At 71.7% G+C, this 6,057-nt stretch carries 8 protein-coding genes; 4 read left to right on the top strand and 4 right to left on the bottom strand.

The window, feature by feature from the left end:
- The 4 genes from MXD61_RS05190 to MXD61_RS05175 all read left to right on the top strand — a co-directional run.
- The coding region (locus MXD61_RS05190; RefSeq protein ID WP_248811715.1) for a hypothetical protein at window positions 1-343 on the top strand (343 nt) is incomplete at its 5' end.
- Window positions 344-654: 311 nt separating this feature from the next.
- The gene (locus MXD61_RS05185; protein ID WP_248811711.1) at window positions 655-1,431 is read left to right on the top strand and encodes a hypothetical protein; all 777 of its coding nucleotides are present in this window, start codon (window positions 655-657) and stop codon (window positions 1,429-1,431) included.
- A 579-nt stretch (window positions 1,432-2,010) separates the two neighbouring features.
- Window positions 2,011-2,319 (top strand): hypothetical protein, encoded by a 309-nt coding sequence (locus tag MXD61_RS05180; protein ID WP_248811710.1) that lies wholly within the window; start codon window positions 2,011-2,013, stop codon window positions 2,317-2,319.
- Between the two features lie 360 nt (window positions 2,320-2,679).
- On the top strand, window positions 2,680-3,177 hold the full coding sequence (locus tag MXD61_RS05175; protein ID WP_248811709.1) for a DUF3846 domain-containing protein: 498 nt from the start codon (window positions 2,680-2,682) through the stop codon (window positions 3,175-3,177).
- 76 nt (window positions 3,178-3,253) lie between these two features.
- Here the strand turns inward: MXD61_RS05175 and MXD61_RS05170 are convergent, their stop codons facing one another.
- From MXD61_RS05170 to MXD61_RS05155, 4 genes are all read right to left on the bottom strand, one after another.
- Window positions 3,254-4,036, bottom strand: coding sequence for a hypothetical protein (locus tag MXD61_RS05170; RefSeq protein ID WP_248811708.1), 783 nt, complete (start codon window positions 4,034-4,036; stop codon window positions 3,254-3,256).
- Window positions 4,033-4,902, bottom strand: coding sequence for a DNA-processing protein DprA (locus tag MXD61_RS05165; RefSeq protein WP_248811707.1), 870 nt, complete (start codon window positions 4,900-4,902; stop codon window positions 4,033-4,035). Before MXD61_RS05165 ends, MXD61_RS05170 begins: the two co-directional genes overlap by 4 nt.
- 63 nt (window positions 4,903-4,965) lie before the next feature.
- Complete coding sequence (locus MXD61_RS05160; protein ID WP_248811706.1) at window positions 4,966-5,454, bottom strand: hypothetical protein; 489 nt, start codon at window positions 5,452-5,454, stop codon at window positions 4,966-4,968.
- A gap of 62 nt (window positions 5,455-5,516) precedes the next feature.
- Window positions 5,517-5,768, bottom strand: coding sequence for a hypothetical protein (locus MXD61_RS05155; RefSeq protein WP_248811705.1), 252 nt, complete (start codon window positions 5,766-5,768; stop codon window positions 5,517-5,519).
- Window positions 5,769-6,057 lie beyond the last annotated feature (289 nt).

The raw sequence follows: 6,057 nt of genomic DNA, 5'->3' as shown, positions 1-6,057 counted from the left end.
CCCCCCCGCCCCCCCCACCCCCCCCCCCCCCGCCCCCGGGGGGGGGGGGGGGGCCCCCCCCCCCCCCCACCCCCCACCCCTCTACGGCGACGCGGTCCTCACCGGCGTCGACCCCACCAGCGTCATCCCCGTCTACTACGACGCACCCGACCTCTACCGCCAGCTCCTCACCGCGGATCTTCTCCAGGTCCACATCCAGCACACACCGACCTCCACCTGGATCGCGCACAGCGAGGGTCACCGCAGCTTCCTCGACGCCTACCAGGCCGTCGAGGAACTCACGGGCGTCCCGCAGGTGCGCCTCCGGGTCACACCCGCCCAGGACATCCCGCCCATCCGCTAGCCCCACCGGGACGTGACGCGGACACGGCCGCCCGCCCTACGGTGTCCACCCGGCGAGCCACGGGGCTACGCGCCCGGGCGAGGCCCGCGCGTCGGGGTCGTGGGCCCACCTGAGATGACCCCGGACCGGGACACCACCCCCGCCGGCACCCCATCACCGTCCTCACCGCAACCCGCCACCACGTCCAGATCCAAGGGCACCAACCAGCGCCGATCACCCGCGCACTCGTCTCACATACCCGTACCGGATCACCTCGCGGGCAGGGTCGGATGTACCCGGCCCTGCCCGCGTAGCGCATCGGAGACCACCTGATGAGCCAGGTCACCCACCGTGTCGCCGTCCGCCCCCGCGCACAACCCGACCCTCTATCCGCGCCCGCCGGCTACGCCCTGCCCTACCTTCCCGGCGGTTGCCCCGCCGACTTCGCGACCTGGCCCGCCCGCGACGGCCGTTACCCCGGCCCCCACCTGGCCACCGTCTGCCCGACCTGCCTACCCACCCACCGCCAGCACGCCGACGTCTCCGCCCCGTTCCCCGTGCCACCGCACCACCCGATGATCTCCTTCGCCGGGCCCACCAGCACCCCACCCCACCGTCACGACACCGCTGGCGGCAACCCCGACCTGCTCCACCTGCTGACCAGCGCCGGATTCGTCCGCGCCGGCTGGCTGCCCCTCCCCGGCTTCGACGAGCCCTTCGTCGCCGACCACCCCGCCGACCACAGCCGCGCCATCCTCGACATCGACGGCATCCAGCTGTACCTGCACGAACCCGACACCGGTCGTCCCTTCCACGTCCACGCCGGCCCCCGCGTCAACCTCGCCGTCGTCCACGCCGCCCTCACCTGCGCCGGCCACTCCACCCCCGCCATCGCCACACCCCCGCTACCGCCCAGCGCCCAGCTCCTCACCCCCGACACCGCCGCCCACCTGATCACTACCGGTGCGCACACCCACGGGCAACACGGCGACCTCGCCATCGACCTGGGTCTGATCGACGCCCTGCGCAACGGAGCGATCCTCGCCGTCCGCCTGCCCGACGGCACCCTGGCCTTCACCCCCGCCCCGCACCACCCCTTCTCCACCTGACCCCGGGCGCGCCGGAACCCTCCGACCGACTTCGGAAACCGGTGTCCGCACCGCCACGACGTGAGCAGCCGCAGAACCGCCCCCCATCCACCGCGGTGATTGCTACGTCGGGGTGGTCGCCGCCCACCACGCCACCTGCGACGCGGTGCGAGCCACCAAGACGTTCCCACTGGGATCCGGCCGGCAGCCAGCATGACCCCCCGTCGTGCACATCCCGTCCCCGTCTGCCCCGCACCGCCGCTTCCGCCCGGCAAGATCCTCCGCCGATCGTGCGCGCGGTGCAGCTGACCACCCTCGCCACCTCGGGCCGACACCCGGCGCCCGCCCACCACACCCGTGGACGTCGTGCGCCGTGCCCGACGCCGAGGACACCACCAACGCCACCGCCGTACCCGACATCACCCAGAAAACTTTTCCTGCCGAAAATCCACCACAAAGACGAGCACCGAAACCTTACCTTTCCTTATGTCGCACGAGCGCCGCAAAAGAATATGAAAGGTTTGCGGTTTTCGATTGACGGACGTTTGCCCACGCCATATGTTCATGGTGGAATTCACATTGAAAGGAGATGGTTGTCTCATGACCAGCATTGACCATCGGGTTGTGGTTACCGACCGGGATCCAGCCGGCTACACGCAGCCCGGGAATGAGGCCCCCACCGGCATGGTGGTCTATTTTCCGGATGGTTGCCCGCCGGTCACGCCGGCAGGGTGGCCGGCGGATGTGGACTATGACTGCTCCCATGGCATCACGGTATGCCCGGAATGCATCGATTCCTGGCGTTTGGATCATTTCGTGTCCGATCCGGTGGAGGTTCCTGCCGGTACCCCGCTGACCATCCAGGTGTCCTGGGCGGCGGAACGCGCCCACGCGCCCACGCGTTCGTGACCCGCTGACCGCCCGTCGCGGTCGGACAGCGCGATGCCGCCGTGGGGGTACCCGGGTTATCCGGGTGCCCCCACGTGGCGCTGGTGCCGTGACCGCGACGGGGCGGCACGCCGTCCCATCCCGATCGCCGTGCCCGTGCCGGATCGGGGTCCCGGTGCCTGCCGGCTGCACCGTGCCGCCCTGCCCGGCGCCGCCATGACAGACCGGACCGGGTTCCGCCGGGCCACGGCGTTACCCGCCGGCCCGCACCCGCAGGTCACCGAGGTGATCCTGGGCGGATACCGGAAAGGAATGCCAACTCCGATGGCCGCGACCCTTTTCTTTTCTGTTTCGTGAACGGCTTCGTTCCTTGGGGTATGTGTGAGTGACATTCTGACCGGGGTGCTGATTCCCGTCGAGGAATACCGGCCTTCTGTCGCGATCCGCGTCAGCCTCGATCGGCTTCCCCTGCTGTGGGAGGACGTTGGCGGGCCAGCCGAACGGGTCGTGCTGCTTCAGCCGGCCGGCACATTGTATGTGAACGCGTGGGGGATGCGTTTCGGTCTTTCGGTGAACCGGCGGGCGACGTTGCTGGCATCGGCGGCGAACCCGGTGTGGCGTGGGGGGACGATCGTCGGGGACGCGGTGCTCGTCGGCGCTGTCCAGCACGGGGTGGACACCTGCGTCGACCCCGCCTACAGCCGGGTGCTGCTCGCGGCGACCGGCAGGTTCGGCATCGAGTTCCGCGCCCCGTCCGGAGAGCCCGGGGAGGCGTTGCCGCCGGTGGCATGGTCCGATCCGTTCGCCGCCTACGGCGAGGGTCTGCGCCTGGCCCGTGGCTATCCGCTGCGCGCGGTCTGCGTGCGCGCTCTCGACTGACACCGGTCGCGAGCAGGAAGCGTGAGGGCCCCCCGGTAGGCACCGGGGGGCCCTCAGTGGCTTCGGGGTGAGGGGGTCAGAGGCGCAGGAGGGGCAGCAGGTCGGCGACGGTGGCGATCGGGTGGACCGCGCCACGCGGCACCGGGGCGCGGGTGGTGGGGGTCACGAGATGGCGGTAGCCGGCGGCGTGGGCGGCGTCCCACGCCCCGGGCAGGTTCCGTACCCGCCGTAGCCGCCCGTTCGCCGCGACGTCGCCGACGAACGCGTAGCGGCGCAGTGCGGCCGGGGTGATGGTGCCGGTGCCGGTGGCGGCGAGCACGGCAGCGGCCACGGCCACAGACACCCCTGTGCTCGGCGGATGGGGGGCTGTCCAGCGCAGCGTCAGGGTGCTGGCTTCGGGCCAGGGCAGGCCGCGGTAGGCGAAGGCCGCGCGCAGCACGGTGAGCATCGGATGCCCGTCGTCAGGCGGCGGGTCGGCGGGGTGAGGACGGTGGCGGGGGAGGCGGTCGCGGACCTCGAGGTGCAGGGCGTTCAGGTGGAACGTCCCCGCTCCCGCGGTGAGGGTGGTGACAGGCACAACGGTGCGCAGCCGGGTGAGGTCGTCGAGGTCCTCAGGCAGGCGTAGCCGCCGCCACGGCCAGCCGGCACCACCAGCCCCGGGAGGTTCTTCTTCGAGTAGAAGGGTTTCGACGTCGGGCAGGAGCAGGCCGCGGACGTGGCGCAACAGGCCGGGGTCCAGCGCCGGATCGAGGACCAGGATGTCTCCCGCGTGGAGCCGCAGACCGGGGCTCCACGGCAGGACCCCCGCCTCACGCAGCGCCCGGGTGAGGGCCGGGCTGTGGGCGCATCCGACCTTCACCGTGACGGTCCTTCGGCCGGGTCGCACGAGGTGGCCGTGGTGGTCGTGGCGGCGAGCAGGGACGCGGTGACGGCGTCGGCACTGTCGACCAGGGTGGCGTGGTGGTCGCGGATCAGATGGTGGCAGGCGGCGCTGGTGGAGCTGGTGATCGGACCGGGCACGGCCATGACCAGGCGGTCACGGCGCCGGGCGTCGGCGACGGTCGCGAAGGTCGCGCTGCGCCAGGCCGCCTCGACCAGCACGATCCCGGTGGACAGGTAGCACAGAAGATCCTGACGGGCGAGAAAGCGGTCCCGCCGGCTTGGACTGCCCGGGGGAACATCGGACACCAGCAGAGCGTGTGAGGCGTCCACGCGACGCTCGAAGGCCCGCAGGTCGAGTTCGGCGGCGTAGACGGCGATCGGCGGGGTGGCACTGCGTGTCGCGGCGGCCAGGGCATGGGAGTCGCAGCCCAGTGCGCAGGAGGAGACCACCGTCCACCCGGAGGCGGCGAGACCGCCCGCGAGCAGCGCGGCGACATGCTCGCCGTAGGCGGTGGAGGCGCGGGCACCCAGGACCGCGACCGAGCGTCGGGTGGCCGCGTGCAGGTCGGCGTCGCCGCGCACCCACAGCGCCCACGGGGCCGCGCCGATGTCCGGCAGGCCCGCCGGCACCGTCGGCCACTCGGCGTCGCCCGGGACAAGGATCCGCCAGCCCGCCCGCGTCGCTTCCTCCTCCACTCGGTCGGGATCGATCGTCGGGTGGGCTGCGGCGTGTTGCTCCCACAGCCCGACCGGCGACACCGCGCCGGACGGGACGGGCGGCGTACGCACGCCCGCCGCGCAGGCCAGCCCGATGCGGGCCCGCCTCTCCTCACGTGCACACACAGCACTCTCCTGATGATCAGACACAGACAGGGACGGGAGGGACATGCCGGGTAGGCGCGGAGGTCAGGGGGCGCGCACGACACACACGGCCATGCGTGGCAACGCCCGGCCCAGGAGCAGCCCCTGCCGGTAGGCGGCGGTCACCTCCGGCCATTCCGGCCAGGAAAGAGGAAGCCGCGGGCCGCCCTGCACCGGTTGGAACTCGACGCGGAAAAGCCCGTTCCAGTCCAGGAGAATGTCGGTGTAGGCGGCCGGTGCCGACTCGTGGCCGTCGCCGTGCGCGGCACCCACGAGAAGCGCGTCGCCTCGAATCCGGTCCTGGCGTCTCGCGGGGTCCGCCGCCCGTACGATCAGCGATGCCAGGGAATTGACGGGCAGTCTCGGATCTTCGCGGTACGCGAAGATCCTCGCGGCCGGCTGCGGGAGAACGATCGCCTGGCACACCCCACGGGTGGACGCGGAGATGGATGTCAGCAACGCGGTCTTGTCGGGGTCGAGAGAAAGGGAACGTGGGGGTTGCGCGGGATTCGCCGGCAGGAGCACGCCGCGCACCGATACGAACATGACCACTCCACAAAGACAGATGTAAGAATCGAGGTGTTATGTCGGGGGGGTCAGGCGAGGAGGAGTTGCACGCTCGCCCTGGGCCACGCCTGCGCCATCTGCAGACCGTCGGCGTAGGCGGTGAACGGGTCCGACCAGAGGTGGTCCACCGGCTGCCAGCGCCGCCCTCTCTCCGCGTCCACCAGTTCCACGCGTAGCCGTCCCGACGTGTCGAAGAGCAGCGTCTGGTAGTCCGCGGGCACCGACGTGTCCCAGCCGTTGTCGTCGACGGGCCCCACCAGCAGCGCGTCTCCGAGTAGCACCCCGCCCCGGCGTCGACGCCACCATCAGCAGGGTCGCCCGTGGGTTCACCGCCAACTCCAGGCGTATGCCGTCCTCGTTCACATACATCGAGCCCGCCGGCTCTCCCAACTCGACGGGCTCGATGTTCCCGCCCACGACCCCTCGGATGAACGAGAGGTCGTGGGCGTGGGGGGGGGGCCCCCCCCCCCCCCCGGGGCGGGGGGGGGGGGGCCGCGGCGGGAGCTGTCCCGGAAGAAGAAGGGCTCCGCGAACCGGGCGAAGGCCCGGCTGAAGGTCGCGAGGATCCAC

The sequence above is a fragment of the Frankia sp. AgPm24 genome, from assembly GCF_023243055.1.
Classification (GTDB): Bacteria; Actinomycetota; Actinomycetes; order Frankiales; family Frankiaceae; genus Frankia; species Frankia umida.
Note: the sequence above shows the minus strand (reverse complement) of the source record. Positions and strands in the feature narration are given on the sequence as shown.

Coding starts and splice junctions, on each gene's coding strand:
- MXD61_RS05185 (WP_248811711.1), top strand. CDS start 655: ATGAGCCAGGTCACCCACCGTGTCGCCGTCCGCCCCCGCGCACAACCC.
- MXD61_RS05180 (WP_248811710.1), top strand. CDS start 2,011: ATGACCAGCATTGACCATCGGGTTGTGGTTACCGACCGGGATCCAGCC.